Source organism: Helicobacter pylori (assembly GCF_001653455.1).
GTDB lineage: Bacteria > Campylobacterota > Campylobacteria > Campylobacterales > Helicobacteraceae > Helicobacter > Helicobacter pylori_A.
Genome location: NZ_CP011486.1, coordinates 712,054 through 733,084 on the forward strand (window position 1 = coordinate 712,054; position 21,031 = coordinate 733,084).

The window sequence follows — 21,031 nt, forward strand, 5'->3', positions numbered from 1 at the left end:
TAAAACACCGCTTGTTGGCTTAGCCCATTTCAAGCTTAACCAACAAGCCTTTTTGCGGTTTTGAAATTCTAACACAAATTCAGTTCATTCCTCTTCAGGCTCAACATCTATAATATCTTCGCCATTGATAAAATGTTCGCTAGTTTTAATCCACTTTTCAAGTCCTTCACTAAACTCTTGCGTTTTTTTAATGGTTTTTTCTAATTCTTGAAACGATTCTTCTAGTTCAAATATGATTGGGAAACATCTTTGTTTGAATTCGGTTTCATCGTTGATGAGAGCTAAGATTTCTTCTTTTTGTTTTTCAAAATCGGATTTCATTCCTTCTTTAGCTTTTTCAAATTTTTGTATTTTTTGGTGTGTGTTCCAAGAATCCCATGCTTCAAAAGCAAGACTGATAAGCGGTAAAGCTTTGTTCAAATTGCCTGCCAATTTGACAGCGCCCCAAGGTTTGAATTTCAAAGCCAAATCTACGCCTACAAATTTTCCCACAGCCACTATCCCATCTCTAGCCAGTTTGATATTAGTTGCATTGATAAACCCGCTTTGTTTTAAAAAATTAATTCCAGATCTTCCAAGCGTTGTGGCATATTTTTCAAAAGAACTCACATCAGCGTTAAAACTCGTCCCGATTTTAACAATCTCATTGACAATCCCTTGCGTTTGCCTTTCAAATTCATTTTGGACTCTTGTGTCTATATTGATACCTTCATTGCCTATTTCTCTTATAGCGAAATCATTAAAGGTTTCTAGGCTGGTGCCAGAAACTTGAAGGATGAGATCGCTGAAATACCTCGTTATAAATTCCCTTAAATGAATGCGGGCTTGAGAAATTTCTCCGTTTAGATCTTGAATATCCTTTCGCCTTTTTTCAATCGCTTTATTCAAGATTTCCATTTCTCTACTAATGCCTTGCAACGCTTGTTTTGCAAGCGGTGCTTGCCTGTAAATAACATCTTGAATGACGCTTTTTTTGGCTTCTTCTATGATGGTTAATTCCCCACCATTTTCTTTAATCTTTTGTTGTGTCGCGTCTTGCAAAGCTTTGATATGCGAAAGTTTTTGAAATTCTTCTTTATGCTTTTGCCAGTGTTCAAACCCCAAGTCAAAAGGGTTTGCCGCCACAGCGACAATCATTAAACCCTCTTTTTCTTCTTCGCTTAAAGAAATCAGTTCATTCAGTCGGTTTTGAACATTTTCTTTTTTAATCTCAAATCTTTTATTGTAATCTTTTTCGTCTTCAATATCCGCTTCTTCATCAAAACGGCTGATGACAAATATCGTCCTGGATAAAAGATTGAGCGTTCTAAACAACCAATTCAAATCGGCCTTATGGCTTTCTTTGATGGGGTTTGATGGGTTAAGCACATACAAAATAAGATGGGCTTCGCTGACATATTTTTTTGTAATATCTTTATAGCGTTCTATCTTGCCGTCATCGTGTTCTTTTTTTTCAAACCCGAACAATCCCGGGGTGTCAACCAGCTCAATCTTGCCATCTATATCATAGACTTTAACTTCATCGCTGGATTCTTTGTGGTTTATTTTCATGCTATTGTCTAATCGCTCGATCCAAGCTGCCGCTATAGATGTTTTCCCTTCAGAAAAACCTCCCACTAAAGCCACTTTGAGTTTTTGATCGCCCACATTTTCCATCGCATTACGGATTTTGTCTTTGAAAGAATCTTCAATATTGATGCCGTATTTTTCACCAGTTTTAATAAAATCCAGTAATTTTTGGAGGTTTTTTTGATTCCTCTCTTGATTTTTCTTAAATTGTTCTAGCGTTTCATTCATTGCTTGCTCCTTGTTTTGATGTGATTAGATTGATGTCATTAGAGATGTCTCCTAATTTTTCATGGGCTTCTTTTAATAATCTTTTCATGCGTTCGCAATTACCAATAGAAGAATCGTTAAGCTTAACTTTGAGCTCTTCAATTTTTTCCAATACGACTTTCTTGTAGCTTTCAATTAGGCTTTCTACTTTCTGTGCATTTTTTTCACGAATTCGCACTAAATTCTTATCCACTTCTTTTTTTGTTGGGATTTTTTATAGTCTGAATCAAAAAAGCTCCACACTGCTTTAACCATCCCAATCGCTATTCCAAAACCCGCTAGACCTAGTTCAACCCAACCCATAGGATTCCAAATATTAACTATCCCAAGCACAACCAAACCCCCTATTGAAGCCCATAACGCGAATCCATCAATGCCGCTAGCAATATTAAAATCAGTATTAAAATCAAAATTACCACTATCAATGCTGATGCGTTCTGTAATCGCTAAAGAATCTTGAATTCTTTCTTTAAATTGTTCAATATCTTCTTTTATCTGTTCATCAAATCGTTTCGCGCATTCTTCGAACCGCCATTTCATGTTTTCACACAATTCTTTAACTCTTTGTTCGCATTCATTTTTAAAAATTGTTTTACATTCTTCATCTTCAATACCTCTTTTAATGCGTTCATGCATTTCTTTTCTAAAATCAGATTCAAATTGATTGATTTCGTTGTGTGCTGAATTTTTCAAATCTGATATAAATTTATCTTTAGAACGATCCAACCTATATTCAACTTCTTCTTGATGCCCTTGCATGTCTTTAATCATTGGATCGATTCTTTTTTCAATCTTATTTTGAATTGTTATTTTTAATTCTTCTACCACTTTTAAGGCTTTATTGCAATTTGATTCTATGATTTTGGCGCGCGAGTTTTTAATAAGCTCTTCGGCTATAAATCTCCCTAATGGTTTGAAATGGGATTGATTCAATAATTCTTCTTCTTTAAAACTTTTTAGAAATTTTTGTTTCTTTTCATAAAAATCAGTCTCTGGGATCAAAGCCTGTGCAAGACCATAGAAAGCCGCTTGGGCGCTAACTACCTTATGGCCCTTGTAATGTTTGCCTAAAACGCCTTCCATCTTTTCATCTAAAATTTTTAAGCTTTCTTGTTCGTTTTCATTAATAAGCCCATCTTTTAAGGCTATTGGGCTAAGGATTGGTTTATTGTAAATCGTCCATACCTCTGTTTGCAAACCAAGTTGTTTTTGGATTTTTTCAATCGTCCCCTCTTTATCCTCTTCTCCTTTTTGCGGAGGCTTAGGCGTTTTGGTAACATAAAAAATAGCATGGGCTTTTTGTGTTGCATTAGAAATCTGATCAATAACCTTTTTTTCGTCGCCTTCTATCCCTGGAACATCAAGCAAGACAAAAGTTTGATGGTTGTATTGGAAAGAATAAGATTGTGTTTTTAAAGTGAAATCGCTCCTCCCATCGCCTATAATCGCCCCATCTTGCAATGATTCCATTTCATTTAAAATAGCTTGTTTTTCAGATATATAATTTTTCTTTTTTAGTTCTGTATCATTTAATTCGTCTTGAGATTTTTGAAAACATTTTGATATTTCCTTAAATTTTCTATTTCCTGTAAGAAAGTGGAAAATTTTAAAAAATATATTGCATTCTTTTAAAGAGGTCAGTTTATTTTCAAGATCTTGCAATGTTTTTTGAATGTCAGAAATTTCAGTATCGTATTGTTCTATAAGGCGTTCATCATCTTGATAGTTCTTTTGATAATGTGAATCAAGTTGTTTGAATCGTTCTTGTTGATCTTTTTTCTTTTGTTCTTTAAAAAACATCCTCAAACATTCAATAAGGGTTGATTTACCGGCACCGGTTTCCCCATAAAATGCAATGCTAAAATTTTCCCATTCTTCATTATGTTTCAAGCTTTCAAGCTCTTTCAAACTTTTAGATTCTAATTGTTGGAATTCTTTTAACGCTTCTTGGTTGAATTGTTGCAGTTTTTCATCTTTATCATCAGTGTTTTTAAAAATACTTTGAAGATCTTTAATACTCTTTTCTACGCCAAGATAAATGTTTTTCATTTTTTGCCTCAAAACAGATTTTTCTGACGCATTTTAACAAAAAAAAAAAAACGCAAACCCCCCCACTCTAGCCACGCTCTGGCCGCGCTTTTAGCCTTATGGCTGACTTTTTAAAAAGGGCTTAAAACCTTAGCGAGTAAGATATTGTCTTTAAAAGCGCTAGGCACAATCGTATAATGCCCGGGTTGTAAAGGGGTGGTTAAGGCGCTGTCATTGATTAAAATTTCCCCATCCACTTCAGGCGCCCACCTCAAATCCCTTGCTTTGTAAAAATACTCGCCCTCTTTATTTTCCACTAACGCCTTAATAGGCTTATTCAATAAAGCCTTAAAAGAATTGTTTTGGTGTTTTAAAGCGATTTTATTCAAAGCTTTAATGCGAGCGTTGATGATTTTTTTAGGCACTTTCTCCAAAGAATACGCATGCGTGTTTTCTTCAGCGCTAAAAGCAAAAATATTCAATCGATCAAATTGGAACTCATCTAAAAACGCGCTCAATTCTTCAAATTCGCCCTCATTTTCTTCCGGATGCCCTACAATAATCGTGCTTCTTATAAAGCTTTCTTGAACCTGTTTCATGGCATTTAAAAGCTTTAAATGGTGCGCTTGGCTAGAATTACGGCGCATTTTTTTAAGCATGGAATCGCTGATATGCTGGATGGGCATGTCAAAATAATTTTGAAAAACGGGCGAGTTTTCAATCGCGCCAATCAGCTCTAAAGTGGTGCTAGAGGGGTAGAGGTATAAAATACGAGCGCTCTTTAAGGCTTGTTGTTTGTCAATCGCCTTGATGAGTTGGATCAAGCCGTCTTTTTGCCCCTTATCGTATAAAAATGAGCTGGAATCTTGAGCGATAAAAGTCATGTCCTTATAGCCTTTAAGCGCTAGATCTTCCACTTCTTTTAAAATGGAGTCTAATTCCCTGCTATGCAATTTCCCTTTAAAGCTAGGAATGGCGCAAAAAGAACATTTTTGGTTACAGCCCTCAGAAATTTTAACATACGCATGCACGCTAGAACCCGTAATAATGCGCGCATTATAATGCTCGCTTAAAAACACTTGCTCGCTGAATTGGTTTTGTTTTTTAGCGATTAAAATATCAATCTTGTCATAATCCCCCACTCCGGTAAAAATATCCACTTCAGGGATCAATTCTTTGATTTCATCTTTATAGCGCTCGCTCAAGCACCCGCTCGCAATCAAAAGCGCGTCCTTTTTTTTGTCTTTCGCAGCGTTTAGAATGGTTTGGATACTCTCTTGTTTAGCACTTTCAATAAAACCGCAAGTGTTAATCAGAATCACATCGGCGTTTTTAGCGTCATCAGTGAGCGTGTAGTTATAGAGCTTGCCTAACATCACCTCTGAATCCACTAGGTTTTTAGAGCAACCCAATGAGATCAGGCAAAGTTGTTTGTTTTCTTTTTGCATGTTAATGGCTTTTGAAGTTTTTCAAATCCACTTCCCAAAAGAAATCAATCCATTCAGGAGCGTCTTTTAAAAACGCATCGGCTTTGTATTTCGCGCTTGTCTTTTGGAACAAACTCGCGCTATAAAACTTTTTATCAGGGTGTTTTTCTTGCAACACTTTAAGCACCGCCTCTAAAGAATTACCGCTATCTACGATTTCATCTACCACCAAAATGGTTTTTAAACGCTCTTTGATCGTGGGGATATTTTCAATTTTTAGGGCGTTTTGTCGGTTAGTAGTGTCATAAGAAATCGCATTGATGCCATAAACTTCCCTTAAATTCCAGTGCAAACTCAAAAAATGCGCCAAAGTCATGCCCCCTCGCATCACGCACACAAGGGCTTCTGGGATACCGCAAATGCGTTCTACTTGTTCCACCAACTCCAAGCTGTCTTTCAAAAAGGTTTCATAAGAATAATGCATTGTGATCCTTAAATTTCATGATATTGCTTTAAAAAAGTTGCATTCGCCACGCCATCAAACTCCCTTAAATGCAAATCGTTTAGGGCTAATTCTAGGGCGTTTAAGGCGTAAGCGCTTTTATAAACAGGAATGATTCCCATGTGATTGATGCGAATGAGCGTATCTTGATAAGGCTCTTGCCCACCTGCAAATTGCACCTGGTATTTTTCTTTTAAAAGATTTCGCAATTCTTTAGCATGCTCGCTAACAATCGTTGTCATGCTCAAACTTGGGCTTTTAGGGAAAATCTTTAAACCTAGCGCTAAAACGGCTTTTTGAGTGGCTAGAGCGGTTCTTTTAGTCTCTTTATAGAGCGCTTCAAAGCCCCCTAAATTTTGCACCAATTCAAAATAGCGTTGCAAGCCTAAAGTGTGCAAAATAGGAGCGGTGTAGCTTGTGGTGTTATTCCTTTGGTTTTTCAATTCGCTCTTTAAATTGAAATAAAACCCTATGTTGCACTCTTCTATGCGATCAATGGCCTTTTGGCTCAATGCAATCAAACTCATCGCCGGAGGCAGCATGAACGCTTTTTGACTCCCCCCAATGAGTGCATCTATATGTTTTATTTCTAAAGGTTCAACCCCTAAAGCGGTGATCGCATCCACGATCACAAAAATATTTGGGTTGGTTTCTTTGATCGCTTGCGCGATTTCTTCTACAGGGTGTCTTAACCCCCCACTAGACTCGCATGCTTGGATGCAAAACGCATCAATATTAGGGTTAGCCTTAAGTGCGTTTAATATTTCATCTACTTTGGCCGGCGTGTCCCACTCATAGACTAATTCATGGGCTTTGATTGAATGGGCTTTAGCGATCTTGCCAAACCTTTCGCCAAACTTACCTGCATTAACAAACAGCAATTCCTTTTGGCACAAGGAAAGCGCGCTCGCTTCCATAGCCCCTGTCCCGCTGCTGCTTAAAAGCAACACTTCTTCTAAACCTGTCATTTTTTTTAAATTTTCTCGCACGCTTTGAAAAATATTTTCAAAATCTTTGGTGCGGTGGTGGGGCATTTGCTGAGAAAAGCTTGAACGCATCTCTTCACTAATCGCCACCGGGCCTGGAGTAAAAAGCAACATTTTAAAATTAACCTTTATTTTTAAAGAAGATTTAGAATCGATCATACTAAAAGCGCGCTTAAAATTAAGCCTTATTGTTTAAAAATCGCTTTTTAATGGGGATAAAATGCTAAAATGCTCTCATTAAAAAGAATTTAAGGCAATGATTGGATAAATTTAATTGGCACGCGTGTTTTTTAACCCTTTTTTTTAGCGGATATTCTAAAAAAGCTCCTGGAACGATAGGGAGTTTAGTGGCGTTGTTACTAGGCTTACCTATTTTAGCTTTTTCGGCTAACACTTTGTTTTTAGGGGCAATCTTTATTGGGCTTATCGCTATCGCTCAAATAGACAAAGAAGAAGAAGAGACTAAAAGGCATGACAGCTCTTACATTGTGATAGACGAATTAGTGGGCATGTGGCTTGCTATGGCGATTAGCGGGTTATCGTTAGCGGGGGTGGTTTTGAGCTTTATCTTTTTTAGGATCTATGATATTACTAAGCCCTCACTCATTGGCACAATAGACAAAGAAGTTAAAGGAGGGTTAGGGGTAGTGGCTGATGACGCTTTGGCTGGCGTTTTAGCTGGGTTAAGCGTGTTATTGGTGATCAATATTTTGGGGTTTTTTAACATCAAACTTTGAAGTTAAGAAAATTCAAAAGCCTTTTTTTAGGTAAAATAGATAGACTTTATTGCAATCGTTTTTAGGGAGTTTTATGGTGGAATTTTGCGTTTTATTTGGTGGGGCGAGTTTTGAGCATGAAATCAGCATTGTGAGCGCGATCGCGCTTAAAGAAGCATTGAAAGATCAAATTAAATATTTTATTTTTTTAGATGAAAACCATCATTTTTACTTGATTGAAAAATCCAACATGCATTCAAAATACTTCGCTCAAATCAAAGAAAAAAAATTACCCCCCCTAATGCTTGCACACAATGGTTTGTTTAAAAACTCGTTTTTAGGCGCTAAAACCATAGAATTACCTTTAATGATCAATCTTGTGCATGGGGGCGATGGCGAAGATGGGAAATTAGCGAGCTTGTTAGAATTTTATCGTATCGCTTTTATAGGCCCTAGAGTTGAAGCGAGCGTGTTGAGCTATAACAAACATTTAACCAAGCTTTATGCTAAAAATTTAGGGGTAAAGGCTTTAGATCACATTCTTTTGAATGAAAAAAACCGCGCTAACGCCCTAGATTTGATCAAGTTTGATTTTCCTTTCATTGTCAAACCTAATAGCGCCGGGAGCTCTTTAGGGGTGAGTGTTGTGAAAGAAGAAAAAGAATTAGCCTACGCTTTAGATGGCGCGTTTGAATATTCCAAAGAAGTCTTGATAGAACCCTTCATTCAAGGCGTGAAAGAATACAATTTGGCCGGTTGCAAGATCAAAAAGGATTTTTATTTTTCCTATGTTGAAGAGCCTAACAAACAAGAGTTTTTGGATTTCAAGCAAAAATATTTGGATTTTTCACGCGCCAAAGCCCCTAAAGCTGACATTCCTAACGCTTTAGAAGAACAATTGAGAGAAAATTTTAAAAAACTCTATAACGATTTGTTTGATGGCGCGATCATTCGTTGCGATTTTTTTGTCATAGATAATGAAGTGTATCTTAATGAGATCAACCCCATTCCTGGCAGTTTGGCGCATTATTTGTTTGATGATTTTAAAACAACGCTAGAAAATTTAGCCCAATCATTACCTAAAACCCCTAAAATCCAAATCAAAAACTCTTATTTGTTGCAGATCCAAAAGAATAAGTAATGGCCAAACGCAGTGTCGCTTATTTAGGGAGCGTTTTTGACATTTCCTACACTTTTATAGACCACCATAGCCCTTTAAACGCCCTGTTTTTGCATGGTTGGGGGAGTTCTAAGGAAGTGATGCAACAAGCGTTTCAACGCTGTTTTTTAAATTACAACCATTTGTATGTGGATTTACCCGGTTTCAATCAAAGCCCTAATGATGAAAAAGTCTTAGAAACTAAAGATTATGCTAATATCATCAATCTATTCTTAAAAAGCGTGGGTAAAAAAGCGCATGTTATTTTTGGGCATAGTTTTGGAGGGAAAGTAGCGATCTTGTGTGAAAACGAGCGCCTTATTTTGTTGAGCAGTGCAGGGATCTTAGAGCCAAAACCTTTAAAAGTGCGTTGTAAAATCCTTTTAGCTAAAATCTTTAAAAAATTAGGCTTGAATCTAGGGTTTTTGAGGAGCAAGGACGCCATTAATCTTAATCAAGTGATGTATGAAACCTTTAAAAAAGTCGTTATTGAAGACTTTAGCGATCATTTCAAACGATGCGAGAAAGAAGTTTTATTATTTTGGGGTAAAGATGATAAAGCAACCCCCTTAAGCTCCGCTCAAAAAATGCAAACTTTATTAAAAAAAAGCAAATTATTTGTTTTAGAAGGGGATCATTTCTTTTTTTTAAACCAAGCGAAAGAGATTGAAAAACTCATGGAGAATTATGATCATGCAAAGTCCTAGTTGGCTGGATTTAGCGTTTCGTTGGCTCTTTGTAACAGGGCTTGGCTATTATGTAATGACCTTGTTGCAATGGTATCATTACAGCGTGTTTAGGATCTTAACCAAGCATCATAAAATGCGTTGGCATGGGATTTATTTTGTGTTGCCTTTAGGGGTGTTTATCCTATCGTATGCTTTCAAAATGCCATTTGTTTTTGATTTCTTTTGCGGCGTTATTCAAATACCCATGCTCGTTATTTGGGCTAAGCGCAACGACAAGCCTCTAGTTTTCACGCCAAGGGTGAAGCGCTTTTTTATTTTTTTATTGCTATTTTTAATCTTGCATGAAATCTTAAACATAGAATTAGTTTCTTTAAGCGGAATCTCGCTCGCGCTGGGTTATTTGTGTTTATTCGTGTTCGTTTTAAGTGCTTCTTTAATCTTTGAAAAAGTCTTATCCAAGCAGTATTTGCAAATCGCTAAAGATAAAATCGCCTCTTTAAAAAATCTAAAAGTCATCGCCATTACCGGGAGTTTTGGGAAAACCAGCACCAAAAATTTCTTGCATCAAATCTTGCAAACCACATTCAATGTGCATGCAAGCCCTAAAAGCGTCAATACCCTTTTAGGCATTGCAAGCGACATTAACCAAAATTTAGAGGATAGTAGCGAAATTTATATCGCTGAAGCCGGGGCAAGGAATAAGGGCGATATTAAAGACATCACCCGCCTCATTGAACCGCACCTTGCCGTGATCGCAGAAGTGGGCGAACAGCATTTAGAATATTTTAAAACTTTAGAAAATATTTGCGAGACTAAAGCGGAATTATTAGATTCAAAACGCTTAGAAAACGCCTTTTGTTACTCCATAGAAAAAATCAAACCCTATGCCCCTAATAACGCCCCTTTAATAGATTATTCTAGCCTGGTTAAAAACATCCAATCCACTTTAAAAGGCACTTCTTTTGAAATGCTTTTAGACGGCGTTTGGGAAAGTTTTGAAACGAAAGTTTTAGGTGCATTTAACGCTTATAATATCGCTTTAGCTATTTTAATCGCCAAGCATTTAGGTTTAGAAACAGAAAGGATCAAACGGCTTGTGTTGGATCTCAACCCTATTGCCCATCGTTTGCAACTTTTGGAAGTGAATCAAAAAGTCATTATAGACGATAGCTTTAATGGGAATTTAAAAGGCATGTTAGAGGGCATTCGTTTAGCGAGCTTGTATGAAGGGCGTAAGGTCATTGTAACGCCAGGATTAGTGGAAAGCAATACAGAAAACAATGAAATTTTAGCGGAAAAAATCAATGAAGTCTTTGATGTCGCTATCATCACAGGGGAGTTAAATTCTAAAACGATTGCATCCCATTTAAAGAAACCTCAAAAAATCTTACTCAAAGATAAGGGGCAATTAGAAAATATCTTGCAAGCCACTACGATTCAAGGCGATTTGATTTTATTTGCTAATGACGCCCCCAATTACATTTAGGAAATGAACATGCAACATTTATACGCTCCTTGGCGCGAACATTATTTGAAAGAGAAAGTTAAGAATTGTGTTTTTTGCGAGATCTCTCAAAACCCTACAAAAGATTTAGAAAACAGAGTGCTTTATAGAGATAGTGATCTTTTTATCGTGATGAACGCCTACCCTTATAACCCAGGGCATTTGTTGATCATTCCCCATGCGCATCAAGCGAGCGTGGAACTTTTAGAGATTAACACTTGGTTGAACATGAATGCATTAGCGCCTAAAGTATTAAAAGCGTTGTATGCTTATGGCGCTCAAGGGATCAATTTAGGTTTGAATTTGCACAGAAACGCCGGAGCAGGGATCCCAGAGCATTTGCACATGCATTTAGTGCCTAGGTTTTTAGGGGATAGCAATTTTATGAGTGTTGTCGCTCAAACCAGAGTGTGCGGGATTGATTTGAATGAAACTTATCTCGCATTAAAAAATTTATTAGAAAAGGAGCTTGGTTGAAAATTAACGCTTTTAGTTTGGGTGTGTTACAATTATTTTTAATTCATTTTAGGGAGTGTCAATGATGAAAGCGTGTGGGTTTAAAACAAAGATGCGTGGGTTTAAGATTTTTTCAGGGAGCGCTCACCCTGCCTTTGGTAAGGAAGTGTCAAAGCATTTAGGCATTCCTTTATCCAAAGCGATGATCGGGAAATTCAGCGATGGCGAAATCAATATCCAAATCAGCGAATCGGTGCGCGGTAAAGATATTTTTATTATCCAGCCCACTTGCGTGCCTGTGAATGACAATTTAATGGAATTGTTAGTCATGGTAGATGCTTTAAGGCGCAGTTCGGCCAATTCTATCACGGCGGTGTTGCCGTATTTTGGCTATGCAAGACAGGACAGAAAAGCGGCTCCAAGAGTGCCTATCACGGCTAAAATGGTCGCTAATTTGATGCAAGAAGTGGGGATTGAAAGGATCATCACGATGGATTTGCATGCCGGGCAAATCCAAGGCTTTTTTGATGTGCCGGTGGATAATTTATACGGCTCTATCGTTTTTAGAGATTATATCCGCTCTAAAGCGCTCAAAAACCCCGTGATCGCTAGCCCTGATGTGGGTGGGGTTACAAGGGCTAGGTATTTTGCTAATCAAATGGGCTTGGATTTAATCATCGTGGATAAGCGCCGTGAAAAAGCCAATGAAAGCGAAGTGATGAACATTATCGGCTCTGCCAAGGAGCGAGATGTGATTTTAGTAGATGACATGATTGATACGGCAGGCACGATCTGTAAAGCCGCTTTGGCTTTAAAAGAGCAAGGGGCGACTTCTGTGATGGCGTTAGGCACGCATGCGGTTTTGAGCGGGAATGCAATCAAGCGCATTAAAGAAAGCGCGTTAGATGAAGTGGTGGTAACTAATTCCATTCCTTTGGCTCAAAAATGCGACAAAATCACCACTTTAAGCGTAGCTCCTTTATTTGCAGAAGTCATTAGAAGGATTTATCATAACGAAAGCGTTCAATCGCTCTTCACTTAAAAAGGGGATAAAAGTGTGGGAGTGGTGGATTCTGTAGGACTTGAACCTACGACCAATCGGTTATGAGCCGAGCGCTCTGACCAGCTGAGCTAAGAATCCAAAATTCCCAAAGGACGGTTTGCTATTGTATCCAAAAATATAGCGAAAAGCAAGCAGGTTTTCTAAGATCCCAAACAAGATCATAAAAGTGATAAAACTACTCCCCCCATAGCTGAATAAGGGTAAGGGAATGCCTACCACAGGGGCTAACCCTAAAGTCATGGCGATATTCACGCTGGAATAAACAAAGATTAAAATAGAAATCCCAAGGGCTACAATTTTCAAAAACCAATCGCTGTTGCTCTCAAACATATAAAAAAATAAATGCAAAGTTAAGCCTATATAAATCGCAAAAAGCAATATAGCCCCTAAGAACCCAAAACGCTCCACGAAGTAAGCAAAAATAAAATCGCTCGTTGCAATAGGCAAAAATTTGAATTTGGTTTGAGTGGAAGCTTCTTTGGATTTGCCTAAAAAACCGCCTGAGCCAATAGCGATAATGGATTGCATAACATGGTAATTAGGCTTTTCAGAAAGAAAGTCTGAAATACGCTTTTTTTGGTAATCATGCAAAAAATGATAAGCGATAGGCGAAGCCACCGTTAAAGCGATTAAAAGAGGGAGCCACACCCTAGTCCTTAAACCCACGATCAATAAAATCCCAAACCCCATGATTAGCACAATAAGAGCCGTGCCTAAATCAGGCTGTTTTAAAATCAAAGCCGCCGGTAAGCAAATGTAAAAACTAAGCTTTAAAAACATGCCCCAATCATAGCCCTTAAAAGGGGGTGGGTTGATTTTAATCAAATGCGCCAACAATAAAAGAATGGCGATTTTCACGGGTTCGCTGGGCTGTAGGGTGATAGAAGTAAAGGGAATGACTAGCCATCGTTGCGCCCCAAGCTTGCTCGATCCCACAAAATCCACTAACGCTAACAAAATAACGCATGCCCAATAAAACACAAAAAGCCACCGATCGAGCTTCCTGAAAGGGATAAAAAACACGATCCAAAAGAGCGCAAACCCTATTGTGTAATAAATCCCTTGCTTCAAGCTCAAAACCGTGCTGCTCTCAAAAATCAATACAAAAGAAACCACCAATAAGGGGATGATAAACACAAAAGGCAAAAGATCAAAATGCATCCAAATCCTTTTGTCTGCCATGTGTTTTTCACACCCCTTAATTTTATGGTTTTAATTGTTTGATTGAATCCAAACTGAAATAACTCTCCTTAAAGAGAGAAGTTATCATATCAATTTCAGGCAAATTGACTTCACCCGTCTCATCATTAAAGCATTTTTCTAGCACTTTCAAATACGCAAACCCAATGCCTTCTGTGATAATGGCAGCGGTTGCACTCCCTGAAACACTCCCCACAATAGGAATGAATTTAAGGAAACCATTAACGATCGTTCTCCCTACTTGCGCGACAGCGGTTACGCCTAACAACCCTGTGATCAAACTTGTGGCTAAAGTTTTATCCAAATCCACTCCAAAAGCGTCATTCATTTTATAGATCATTCCTGCTTGAATGGGCGCAATAGCGAGTGCATCGCTAAAGGGTATGGGGATAAGCCCAACCGCTCCTGCAGCGCCTGATGCAACATGGATAATGGTCTTGCATTCCTCTATCATAGCTTGTTTTCTTGTTTGGATCTTAACCTTTTGAATACGCAAAAAATGGTTTTTCTTATTTTTTATAGCGTCTGAAAGGCATTTTTTCGTTTCATCTACCAATTCTTCTAAACCTTCAACAGGGACTTTCAACCCCCTAAATGAAAATGCAACGGAATTAACCCTCACATAGGCTCTAATGGAATCTTTAAACCCCCATTCTTCATTGATGATTGTTTGAGTTTCTTGGACAAATGCATCGCCGGCTTCGGCTTGAGTGTTTGTGAAAACGACAATCGTTGGGATATTCCATTTTTTAGTAAAGCTTAATAGCTCTCTCTCTCTCTTCAACCCTACCAGAAGTCTCTTTAACGCACAAATACGCCACATCAATAGCCTCTTTTTCATCAAGCTTTTCAAAAGACTCTTCCATTTCTTTTTGAACGCTTTGCACGGTGTCGTGGTAATCTTTAGCTTCAATGCCTTTAGTGTCCCACAAAATCAAGCCTTTCTTTTCATCAATGTATTTTTCAAGATGCTGAGTGATAGGCTTTCCTACGCCTGTTTTAGCGATTTCTTCACGAAATAGAGCGTTAATGAGCGAGCTTTTACCCACCCCAGTAGCCCCCATGAGCAAAATATTCATCTTGGGTTTTTCCTTTTTGATGAATTCAAGCATCTTGCTCATGTTCAATCCTCCCTCTTTCCCATCAAGCGTGAATGAGTCGCCTAAAAATCCACGCAAAATGCCGTTCAATTTATTATATCCGTCGTGTTCCATTAGAACCCCCTTTACAAATGATCTAAGCCACTAAAGTGGTGGCACGCCGATTATAGCGTATTAAAATAATGGAATAGGATTTTTTAAAGGTTTTGAGTAGAATAATGGTTTTTAAAAATGCAAAAATAATAAAAGGTTTGAATGCAAAAAGTTTTCATCGCCCCCAAAAATTACAAACGCATTGATGAATTTTTAGCCAAAGAATTGCAAATTTCTAAAAATCAGGTATTGAATTTAATTAAAGAGGGGTTGGTGTTTTGTCAAAAAAAGGAGGTCAAAAAGGGGGGATTAGCCTTAAAAGAGGGCGATGCAATCGCGCTTTTAACGCCTAAAATTACGCCAAAACCCTTAAAAAAAGAGCTTGATTTAGAAATAGAAGTCATTTTTGAAGATGACGATTTGTTAGTATTGAATAAGCCCCCTAATCTAGTCGTCCATAAAGCCCCAAGCGTGAAAGAACCTACTTTAGTGGATTGGTTAAAATCTAAAAATTACCAGCTTTCTAATCTAGGCTCTAAAGAGCGCTATGGGATTGTGCATCGTTTGGATAAAGACACAAGCGGAGGGATTGTCATTGCTAAAAACAATTTTACCCATGTTCATTTGAGCGAACAACTCAAAACTAAAATGATGGGGCGCTACTATATCGCCTTGCTTTCAACGCCCTTAAGCCGTAAGGAAGAAAAAATGAGCGTGGAATGTTATTTGGCAAGAAACCCCAATAACCGCCTAAAAATGATGGCGATTAAAAACGAAAAAGGCCGTTATTCTAAAAGCGAATTTACTAGCTTGCTGACTTCTCAAAATAACTTCAATTTGATAGGGGCTAAATTATACACCGGGCGCACGCACCAGATCAGAGCGCATTTAGAATATTTAAACAGACACATCATAGGCGATAATCTTTACGGGCTTAATGAAGCGCTCCTTAAAGAAGAAATAAGAATCATGCTGCATGCCTATTTGATAGAGTTCAAACACCCTAGAAGCGAGCAAAAACTGCGCTTTAAAGTTCCCCTATTAAAGGATATGTTAGAATATCTTAAAAAAATTTTTGACAAGGAGAATTTAGATGAGGTCTTGGATGAAGAAAAAATACTTCATGCTTTTAGTGCAAAGTAGTGTGGTATTAGCGATTTTTATAGGATGTTCTTCTACCAGGAATCATACTTTTTCAGCCCTTAACAATAAAGAAAATATAGACACAAAGCTACCGGTAGTCCATTCTGTTAAAACCATTAACGATGTGAGTTCAGTGGGCTTTGAATGGCCTAAAATTGATGACACTTACGATATTGACGGGTTTATTTTATATCGCTTGAAAAAAGACTCCCAGCTCAAAAGAATCGCTACCATTAAAAACCCTTATGCGACCCACTATTATGATGAGGGGCTAGAAACAGAGAGTTCTTACACTTATCAGATCGCCACTTACAAAGCCGATAAAGTCTCTAACCTTTCAGAGCCTATTTCAGTCAAAACCTCTTTTATCAATCCCGTAGAAAGCGTGTTTGCAAGCCTTGAATACCCTAAAAGCGTGAAAGTTTTTTGGAGCCCGCACCCTAACCCTAGCGTTTCTAAATACATCATTCAAAGGCAAAATAAAGACGGCAAATTTGTCAGCGTGGGGGCTGTTAGAAACCGCTTGTTTGTGGAATTTTTTGATAAAGATTTAGAAGACGGGAAAAAATACCGCTACCAAGTCGTTGCAGAAAATTTCATGGGCGATAAATCTAGGCCTAGCATCATAGTGGAGGGAAAAACCAAAGATTTACCCAAAGAAATCACTAATGTCAGAGTGAGTCAAAACCTCACGCGACAAATTGAATTGAGTTGGGATAAATCCCCAGAAGAAGATGTGGTGGCTTATCGCATTTACGCTTCCAATAACCGCAACGATAAATACAAATTCATCGCTCAAACCACCAACACTTCCTATGTGGATAAGATAGAAAAAGACAACCTCGCTCGTTATTATAAAGTCGTCGCCCTAGACAAAACGCACCTTGAAGGGGCTTTACCCAAAGAGCCTGCAATGGGTGAGACCGCTGACAGGCCTGAAGCCCCTGTTATCGTCAAAGGGGCTATTCAAGACTCTTCAGCCCTAATCCAGTGGGAAAACAACCCAAGCGCTAAGATAGCCACTTACGCGGTGTATCGTTTTGAAGCCAACTCCAAAACCCCTTTGCGTTTTGGGAATATCACCAAAAACCAATTCGTGGATAAGGACATGAAAGTGGGTGTGCCTTATCGCTATCAAGTAGTGAGCGTGGATAAAGATGGTTTAGAATCGCACCCCAGCAAAGAAGTGCGTTTGTTTTTAGAGCGCTAAAAGAGTTTGAATGCCCCATTTTTTAGCCAAGTTAGATTCCAAACCTTTAGAATACCCACTAATAAATGGGGATTTTTGTTTTCATAGGGAATTTTCAAGCTTAAAACACCCCACTAAAAGCTGTGTGTATGCAAGTTTTAAAAATCACATTTTTTTATTGCAAAAAATCAGGCGAGCCAATGATTTTTTAATCAAAAGCGAAAAAGCAACGCCTTTAAAAAGAGAGGTTTTAAAACAAGCTTTAAGGATTTATTCGCAATCTTTTGAAGTGATTTCGCATAATTTGCAAGAAAATTCTAAACATGCAAGCGAAAAAAAAGCCCTTGATTTAGAGAATTTTGAAGACTTTATCAAAGAAAATCAAGCCCCTATTTTAGCCGAAATTGGTTTTGGGAGCGGGCGGCATTTGATAGAATTAGCCAAAAACAACCCCACTAAAACATGTTTAGGGATAGAAATTTACACCCCCTCTATCGCGCAAATCTTAAAACAAATAGAGTTATGGGATTTAAAAAATTTGCATGTGTTGCAAGGCGATGGCCGTTTAATTTTAGAGAGCATGCCACACCATAAATGCGAGAAAATTTTTGTGCATTTCCCTGTGCCATGGAATGAGAAAAAACACCGCCGAGTGTTAAGCGAAAGGTTTTTAAATGAAGCTTTAAGGGTTTTAAAACCTAAAGGGTTTTTGGAATTACGCACCGATGATGCGCTTTATTTTGAAGACAGCCTAAAATTAGCCCTAAAACATTTTAAAAGCGAAATAGAAATCAAAAAAAACGCTCAAATCCCGGTTGTCAGCAAGTATGAAGCGCGTTGGAATAAACTCAAAAAAGATATTTATGATTTAAGAATTTATTCTTTAGAATCCAATGAAACCCCTTGCAATAACCATGCATTTGATTTTTCTTTTGATACAATAACGCTTGATCAAAAGAGCGTTGGAACGATTTTAAAAACCCCAAAAATCATTAAAGAAGGGTATTTTGTGCATGTTTGCAATATTTATGAGAATCAAGGGGATTTTTTAGTGGAATTGAGCATGGGGGATTTTGACTGGCCTGTGCGTTTGTTTGTTTTATTGGCAAAAAATCAAGTTTTTTACCTCAATAAAAGCCCCTTAAAAACTTTAAACAACTACAAAGCGCATCTTTTGCTTCAAAATATCCTAAAGGAATTTGATGAGTATCATCATTGCAGCGAATAATTTATGCTTACAATACCAGCAAAACGAGCCGGTCATCAAACATGCTAATTTACGCATCAAACGGAAGGATTTTGTGTTCATTTCAGGGCCTAGCGGGAGCGGTAAAAGCACGCTTTTGCGCTCGTTCTATGGGGATTTAAAAGTTTTTAGCGGTAAATTAGAAGTTTGCAATATCAACATGAATAACGCTTCAAAAACGACGCTTTTAGATTTGCGTAAAAATATTGGCGTGGTTTTTCAAGACTATAAATTGATCCAAGATTACACGATTGAGCAAAACATCAAACTGCCGATGGTGATTTGTGGTGTTAAAAAAGAAGAATGCCACTTGCAGTTAGAAAAACTTTTAGGGCATATTGATTTGCGCCATAAGGCTAACCGCTACCCTAAAGAACTCAGCGGGGGCGAGCAGCAAAGAGTGGCGATGGCAAGGGCTATGGCAAACTGCCCTGAACTCATTTTAGCCGATGAGCCTACTGGGAATTTAGACGATTATTCTAGCGATAAAATCTGGAGCTTATTAAGGGGCATGAACACGCAATTAAACGCTACGATCGTGGTGGTTACGCACAAATTCCCTAAAAATTTTAGCGCTTATCACCGAAAATTTTATATAGAAGATGGGGAAGTTTATGAATACTCTTAAAAAACATTTAGCCTTTATCATTCCCCTTGTGGCGTTGTTGTTTAGCTTGGAGTGCGTGTTATTTATCAATCAAGCGATCGTGCAAAAAGAAAAAAAATTGATTGAAGATTATTCGGTCGTGTTAGCCAGCACGCAAAAATTAAGCTTGGAATTGTTGCGTCAAAATTTTAGCGAAATTATAGCGCTAAAAGAAATCGATCCTAATTATTCCTTAGAACCTCTCCAAAAAACTCTAGGCTTAGACGGGCTTAAGGAATTAAAAAAAAATTTACCCTTTTTTTATTCTTTGCAACTTTCTAGTTTCCCCACTCAAGAGCGTTTAGAAAGCATTAAAGAAAAATTGCTCAAAATCCCTGGCGTTCAAAAAGTTGAAGTCTTTGCTAAAACTTACATGCAAGTGTATGATCTCTTAAGTTTTATTAAAGTGGCTGTCTATATTTTTGCGTTGGTGGTTTTTGTCTTGTCGGTTTTATTGATGTTTAAGCAAGTCCGCATTTGGATCTACCAATACCATGAGAGGTTGGAGATTATGGATTTATTGGGGGCTTCGGTGTCTTTTAAAAATGGGTTTTTGTATAAAATCGCTTTAATGGATTCTTTAATCGCTAGTTTCATAGCCCCCATGCTCATGCTCTATATCACTTCACAAAAAGGTTTTGAAAAAACGATGGATACTTTGGGTATTATAGGAGGCACTTTTATTTTAAACCATTTTTTATGGGGACTGCTTTTTAGCCTTGTGGTCTCATTTGTTTCTGTTTTACTTGTAGCTTGGAGAAGTAGACATGCATAAATTAGGGGTGTTTTTGTTAGCCACCCTACTATTAGCTAACACGCAAAAAGTGAGCGATATTGCTAAAGATATTCAACATAAAGAAACCCTTTTAAAAAAAACCCATGAAGAAAAAAACCAATTAAACAGCCGTTTGAGTTCTTTGGGTGAAGCGATCCGCTCTAAAGAACTTCAAAAAGTGGAGATGGAGCGCCAAATGACGGCTTTAAAAAAGAGTCTTGAAAAAAATCGTAACGAAAGTTTGGCGCAAGAAAAAGTCCTAACCAACTACCGCAAGTCTTTGGATAATTTGCAAAAACAACGATCGTTTTTGCAAAAAAGGGTCTTTGATGCACTTTTGCAAGATTTTCTTTTTTCGCAAGCCTTAAAGGGGCAAAATTTAGCCTCTTCTAACGATGTTATTTTGCAAGTGGCGTTTGAAAACTTGCACCAAAACACCCTATCCAAAATGTCGCAATTGAGCCAAGAAGAAAAAGAACTCAACGCGCAAGCCTTAAAAGTCAAAAGCAGTATCCAAAAAATCTCATCTGTCATAGATGAGCAAAAAACTCGTGAAGTAACCTTAAAATCCTTACAAACCGAACAAAACAAGCTCATTTTGAGCATGCAAAAAGATTATGCGATCTATAACCAACGACTAGCGCTTTTAGAAAAAGAGCGCCAGAATTTAAACGCCCTATTGAAACGCTTGAATATCATCAAACAAACCAGAGAAAATGAAGAGAAAGTCAGTTTGAAAAAATCTTCTCAAGCCTTAGAAGTCAAGCAAGTGGCGAGCTCTTATCAAAATATCAACACCACGAGCTATAACGGGCCAAAAACGATCGCTCCTTTGAACGATTATGAAGTGGTGCAAAAATTTGGCCCTTATATTGACCCGGTGTATAATTTAAAAATCTTTAGCGAATCCATCACGCTCGTGTCAAAAACCCCAAATGCTTTGGTGCGTAATGTGCTAGACGGGAAAATCGTGTTCGCTAAAGAAATCAACATGCTTAAAAAAGTCGTGATCATTGAGCATAAAAACGGCATCCGCACGATTTATTCCCAACTAGATAAAATCGCCCCTACCATTAAAAGCGGCATGCGGATCCAAAAAGGCTATGTTTTAGGGCGCATTGAGCAACGATTAGGCTTTGAAGTTACCATGAGAGAAAAACACATTAACCCTTTGGAACTCATCGCGCGCAATTAAGATTTAACAAATCGTCTTTTTGCCGATATTTGGTTATACAAACAAAGAAATAATTACATTTATAGGCAAGAATTTGGA

General features: G+C 37.8%; 21 protein-coding genes and 1 tRNA gene. 12 read left to right on the forward strand and 10 right to left on the reverse strand.

Translation table 11 applies throughout. The features are described 5' to 3' along the window. Positions 1–84: 84 nt before the first annotated feature. From AA977_RS03340 to AA977_RS03360, 6 genes are all read right to left on the reverse strand, one after another. Positions 85–1,797, reverse strand: a complete 1,713-nt coding sequence (locus AA977_RS03340) for a LeoA/HP0731 family dynamin-like GTPase (protein WP_064434586.1) — start codon at positions 1,795–1,797, stop codon at positions 85–87. Beyond that, positions 1,790–2,029, reverse strand: coding sequence for a hypothetical protein (locus AA977_RS08240; protein WP_436405045.1), 240 nt, complete (start codon positions 2,027–2,029; stop codon positions 1,790–1,792). The genes AA977_RS03340 and AA977_RS08240 overlap by 8 nt, the downstream gene beginning before the upstream one ends. Then, on the reverse strand, positions 2,014–3,885 hold the full coding sequence (locus tag AA977_RS08095; protein ID WP_436405046.1) for a GTPase: 1,872 nt from the start codon (positions 3,883–3,885) through the stop codon (positions 2,014–2,016). Before AA977_RS08095 ends, AA977_RS08240 begins: the two co-directional genes overlap by 16 nt. A gap of 110 nt (positions 3,886–3,995) precedes the next feature. Continuing rightward, positions 3,996–5,312 carry a 30S ribosomal protein S12 methylthiotransferase RimO gene (gene rimO / locus AA977_RS03350; protein WP_064434587.1) on the reverse strand — a complete coding sequence of 439 codons (1,317 nt, stop codon included), beginning with the start codon at positions 5,310–5,312 and terminating at the stop codon, positions 3,996–3,998. A gap of 1 nt (position 5,313) precedes the next feature. Then, a complete protein-coding gene (locus AA977_RS03355; protein WP_064434588.1) occupies positions 5,314–5,775 on the reverse strand; it encodes a phosphoribosyltransferase in 462 nt (153 codons plus the stop codon). A gap of 8 nt (positions 5,776–5,783) precedes the next feature. Further along, the gene (locus tag AA977_RS03360; protein WP_064435189.1) at positions 5,784–6,893 is read right to left on the reverse strand and encodes a pyridoxal-phosphate-dependent aminotransferase family protein; all 1,110 of its coding nucleotides are present in this window, start codon (positions 6,891–6,893) and stop codon (positions 5,784–5,786) included. Positions 6,894–7,039: 146 nt separating this feature from the next. On the opposite strand from AA977_RS03360, the gene AA977_RS03365 reads away from it, so the two are divergent. The 6 genes from AA977_RS03365 to AA977_RS03390 all read left to right on the forward strand — a co-directional run bounded on the left by AA977_RS03365 (position 7,040) and on the right by AA977_RS03390 (position 12,345). After that, positions 7,040–7,516 (forward strand): phosphatidylglycerophosphatase A family protein, encoded by a 477-nt coding sequence (locus AA977_RS03365; protein WP_064434589.1) that lies wholly within the window; start codon positions 7,040–7,042, stop codon positions 7,514–7,516. Positions 7,517–7,592: 76 nt separating this feature from the next. Then, positions 7,593–8,636, forward strand: coding sequence for a D-alanine--D-alanine ligase (locus tag AA977_RS03370; RefSeq protein WP_064435190.1), 1,044 nt, complete (start codon positions 7,593–7,595; stop codon positions 8,634–8,636). Continuing rightward, positions 8,636–9,361, forward strand: a complete 726-nt coding sequence (estV, locus tag AA977_RS03375) for a lipase EstV (RefSeq protein WP_064434590.1) — start codon at positions 8,636–8,638, stop codon at positions 9,359–9,361. Before AA977_RS03370 ends, estV begins: the two co-directional genes overlap by 1 nt. Beyond that, positions 9,348–10,829, forward strand: coding sequence for a Mur ligase family protein (locus AA977_RS03380; RefSeq protein ID WP_064435191.1), 1,482 nt, complete (start codon positions 9,348–9,350; stop codon positions 10,827–10,829). Before estV ends, AA977_RS03380 begins: the two co-directional genes overlap by 14 nt. 9 nt (positions 10,830–10,838) lie before the next feature. After that, positions 10,839–11,324 (forward strand): HIT family protein, encoded by a 486-nt coding sequence (locus AA977_RS03385; protein WP_064434591.1) that lies wholly within the window; start codon positions 10,839–10,841, stop codon positions 11,322–11,324. A 64-nt stretch (positions 11,325–11,388) separates the two neighbouring features. Continuing rightward, the gene (locus tag AA977_RS03390; RefSeq protein WP_151385833.1) at positions 11,389–12,345 is read left to right on the forward strand and encodes a ribose-phosphate pyrophosphokinase; all 957 of its coding nucleotides are present in this window, start codon (positions 11,389–11,391) and stop codon (positions 12,343–12,345) included. A 22-nt stretch (positions 12,346–12,367) separates the two neighbouring features. On the opposite strand, the gene AA977_RS03395 is transcribed toward AA977_RS03390, so the two are convergent. The 4 genes from AA977_RS03395 to AA977_RS03410 form a co-directional block, all read right to left on the reverse strand. Then, positions 12,368–12,444 (reverse strand) — tRNA-Ile (locus tag AA977_RS03395). Beyond that, positions 12,406–13,548, reverse strand: coding sequence for an FtsW/RodA/SpoVE family cell cycle protein (locus tag AA977_RS03400; protein ID WP_080472388.1), 1,143 nt, complete (start codon positions 13,546–13,548; stop codon positions 12,406–12,408). Before AA977_RS03400 ends, AA977_RS03395 begins: the two co-directional genes overlap by 39 nt. A 22-nt stretch (positions 13,549–13,570) precedes the next feature. Continuing rightward, the gene (locus tag AA977_RS03405) at positions 13,571–14,389 is read right to left on the reverse strand and encodes a YcjF family protein (RefSeq protein WP_064434592.1); all 819 of its coding nucleotides are present in this window, start codon (positions 14,387–14,389) and stop codon (positions 13,571–13,573) included. Next, positions 14,316–14,780: a GTPase gene (locus tag AA977_RS03410; RefSeq protein WP_064434593.1), complete on the reverse strand. Its 465-nt coding sequence runs from the start codon at positions 14,778–14,780 to the stop codon at positions 14,316–14,318. Before AA977_RS03410 ends, AA977_RS03405 begins: the two co-directional genes overlap by 74 nt. Positions 14,781–14,921: 141 nt before the next feature. Between AA977_RS03410 and AA977_RS03415 the strand changes: the two genes are divergently transcribed. The 6 genes from AA977_RS03415 to AA977_RS03440 are packed head-to-tail and all read left to right on the forward strand — an operon-like array spanning position 14,922 to position 20,953. Beyond that, on the forward strand, positions 14,922–15,902 hold the full coding sequence (locus tag AA977_RS03415) for an RluA family pseudouridine synthase (RefSeq protein ID WP_064434594.1): 981 nt from the start codon (positions 14,922–14,924) through the stop codon (positions 15,900–15,902). Continuing rightward, positions 15,865–17,112, forward strand: coding sequence for a fibronectin type III domain-containing protein (locus tag AA977_RS03420; RefSeq protein WP_064434595.1), 1,248 nt, complete (start codon positions 15,865–15,867; stop codon positions 17,110–17,112). Before AA977_RS03415 ends, AA977_RS03420 begins: the two co-directional genes overlap by 38 nt. Positions 17,113–17,122: 10 nt before the next feature. Further along, positions 17,123–18,319 (forward strand): tRNA (guanosine(46)-N7)-methyltransferase TrmB, encoded by a 1,197-nt coding sequence (gene trmB / locus AA977_RS03425; protein ID WP_064434596.1) that lies wholly within the window; start codon positions 17,123–17,125, stop codon positions 18,317–18,319. Then, a complete protein-coding gene (locus AA977_RS03430; protein WP_000022315.1) occupies positions 18,294–18,965 on the forward strand; it encodes an ABC transporter ATP-binding protein in 672 nt (223 codons plus the stop codon). Before trmB ends, AA977_RS03430 begins: the two co-directional genes overlap by 26 nt. Then, a complete protein-coding gene (locus AA977_RS03435) occupies positions 18,952–19,758 on the forward strand; it encodes an FtsX-like permease family protein (RefSeq protein WP_064434597.1) in 807 nt (268 codons plus the stop codon). The genes AA977_RS03430 and AA977_RS03435 overlap by 14 nt, the downstream gene beginning before the upstream one ends. Next, a complete protein-coding gene (locus AA977_RS03440; RefSeq protein WP_064434598.1) occupies positions 19,751–20,953 on the forward strand; it encodes a murein hydrolase activator EnvC family protein in 1,203 nt (400 codons plus the stop codon). Before AA977_RS03435 ends, AA977_RS03440 begins: the two co-directional genes overlap by 8 nt. Positions 20,954–21,031: the final 78 nt, after the last annotated feature.

Coding starts and splice junctions, on each gene's coding strand:
- AA977_RS03340 (WP_064434586.1), bottom strand. CDS start 1,797: ATGAATGAAACGCTAGAACAATTTAAGAAAAATCAAGAGAGGAATCAA.
- AA977_RS08095 (WP_436405046.1), bottom strand. CDS start 3,885: ATGAAAAACATTTATCTTGGCGTAGAAAAGAGTATTAAAGATCTTCAA.
- rimO (WP_064434587.1), bottom strand. CDS start 5,312: ATGCAAAAAGAAAACAAACAACTTTGCCTGATCTCATTGGGTTGCTCT.
- AA977_RS03355 (WP_064434588.1), bottom strand. CDS start 5,775: ATGCATTATTCTTATGAAACCTTTTTGAAAGACAGCTTGGAGTTGGTG.
- AA977_RS03360 (WP_064435189.1), bottom strand. CDS start 6,893: ATGTTGCTTTTTACTCCAGGCCCGGTGGCGATTAGTGAAGAGATGCGT.
- estV (WP_064434590.1), top strand. CDS start 8,636: ATGGCCAAACGCAGTGTCGCTTATTTAGGGAGCGTTTTTGACATTTCC.
- AA977_RS03380 (WP_064435191.1), top strand. CDS start 9,348: ATGCAAAGTCCTAGTTGGCTGGATTTAGCGTTTCGTTGGCTCTTTGTA.
- AA977_RS03385 (WP_064434591.1), top strand. CDS start 10,839: ATGCAACATTTATACGCTCCTTGGCGCGAACATTATTTGAAAGAGAAA.
- AA977_RS03390 (WP_151385833.1), top strand. CDS start 11,389: ATGAAAGCGTGTGGGTTTAAAACAAAGATGCGTGGGTTTAAGATTTTT.
- AA977_RS03400 (WP_080472388.1), bottom strand. CDS start 13,548: ATGGCAGACAAAAGGATTTGGATGCATTTTGATCTTTTGCCTTTTGTG.
- AA977_RS03405 (WP_064434592.1), bottom strand. CDS start 14,389: ATGTGGCGTATTTGTGCGTTAAAGAGACTTCTGGTAGGGTTGAAGAGA.
- AA977_RS03410 (WP_064434593.1), bottom strand. CDS start 14,780: ATGGAACACGACGGATATAATAAATTGAACGGCATTTTGCGTGGATTT.
- AA977_RS03415 (WP_064434594.1), top strand. CDS start 14,922: ATGCAAAAAGTTTTCATCGCCCCCAAAAATTACAAACGCATTGATGAA.
- AA977_RS03420 (WP_064434595.1), top strand. CDS start 15,865: ATGAAGAAAAAATACTTCATGCTTTTAGTGCAAAGTAGTGTGGTATTA.
- trmB (WP_064434596.1), top strand. CDS start 17,123: ATGCCCCATTTTTTAGCCAAGTTAGATTCCAAACCTTTAGAATACCCA.
- AA977_RS03430 (WP_000022315.1), top strand. CDS start 18,294: ATGAGTATCATCATTGCAGCGAATAATTTATGCTTACAATACCAGCAA.
- AA977_RS03435 (WP_064434597.1), top strand. CDS start 18,952: ATGAATACTCTTAAAAAACATTTAGCCTTTATCATTCCCCTTGTGGCG.
- AA977_RS03440 (WP_064434598.1), top strand. CDS start 19,751: ATGCATAAATTAGGGGTGTTTTTGTTAGCCACCCTACTATTAGCTAAC.